Consider the following 1,151-nt stretch of genomic DNA (forward strand, 5'->3'; position numbering starts at 1 on the left):
AGGTCGCAGAAGGCGACGAGACCGACCCAGAGGGCGCTTCCCGTCAGCTCCCAGGCCAGCCAGGCGACGGCGATGCGGTGCATCCAGAGCCCGGTCCAGGCGGCCAGGCTGGCGCCGAAGAAGATGCGGGCGTTTCGGGTCGCCAGCGCGCGTCCCAGCGCGCCGAAGGGCGACCGGAACAGCGGCAGCTCAGGAGCCCCGCCCGCCCCCCGTGGGTGAGGCCGGGCCAGGCTGGTCCTGGGCGCCGCGCATGCATTCGTCGAGCAGCCGGTCCCGCTCGAAGCGGGCGCCAAGCTGCGAGCGCTCCAGCGGGTTGCCCATGTAGGCGCCGCTGCCCAGCCGCGACTCGGCCTCGTCCACCCGCATGGTCTGGCCACGCTCGCGGAAGCGCATCTGCCGCTCGACCTGGTCGCGGCAGGCGGCGCTGGTGGCGTCCCGCTGGCGCTGCTCGGGCGTGGCCGGCGGCGGCGCGGCGCAGGCACCCGTCAGCAGCATCAGGGGAAGGATCAGGCGTTTCATGGCGCGCTCCGGCGGTGTCAGGCAGAGGATCGGGCGAGGGCCGCGCGCCGGAGGCCGGCCGGGCGGATCAGCGCGTGGCGCCCTGCCCCGCGACTCCCGTCTCCGCCCCTGCCCCCGCCGCGCCGGCGATGCGGTTGGACAATAGACGCTTCATGCCGGTTTCGTCGAACCGGGCCCCGCCATCCAGCGGCGCGGCGGCGGCGGCGGCCAGCAACGCCGGGTGCAGCTCGATCCCGTCGGCGGCGATGGCGAACAGGCCGCGCGCCCAGGCCGCCCGGCCGAGCAGCTCGACCAGCGCCAGCAGCCGCAGGCAGAGCGCCAGCCCCGGCAGGGTGCCGAGCCCCACGGCGCGGTCCACCGCCTCCGCCCAGCAGGCGGCATCGGCATCGGCCAGCGCCATCACGGCGCCGCCCTCGAAGGCCAGGGTGCGGTGCGGCCCCCAGGCCTCGGCGGCGGCGGCGGCGCGCGCCGCGTCCCAGGCCAGGCTGAGGGCGCGGGGGGCGACGGGCGGCAGGGTCTCGGGCGAGCCGGGGATGGCGTAGTGCAGCGCGCCATCCGCCGCGACAGCGACGTGGATGGCGCCCTCTCGGGCGGAACGGGGCATCGCTTCAGAATGGGGACGCGGAGGGCGC

General features: G+C 77.0%; 2 protein-coding genes. Both read right to left on the reverse strand.

Annotated elements, in window-relative coordinates:
• Nucleotides 1-189: 189 nt before the first annotated feature.
• A complete protein-coding gene (locus ACZJYS_RS24390; RefSeq protein ID WP_146201910.1) occupies nt 190-519 on the reverse strand; it encodes a hypothetical protein in 330 nt (109 codons plus the stop codon).
• Between the two features lie 67 nt (nt 520-586).
• On the reverse strand, nt 587-1,151 hold a 565-nt coding region (locus ACZJYS_RS24395), incomplete at its 5' end, for a hypothetical protein (protein WP_493180658.1).

This window comes from Roseomonas sp. TS2 (assembly GCF_058833935.1).

Bases quoted from the DNA above. Each gene is read 5' to 3' on its own strand.
- ACZJYS_RS24390 (WP_146201910.1), bottom strand. From the start codon at position 519: ATGAAACGCCTGATCCTTCCCCTGATGCTGCTGACGGGTGCCTGCGCC.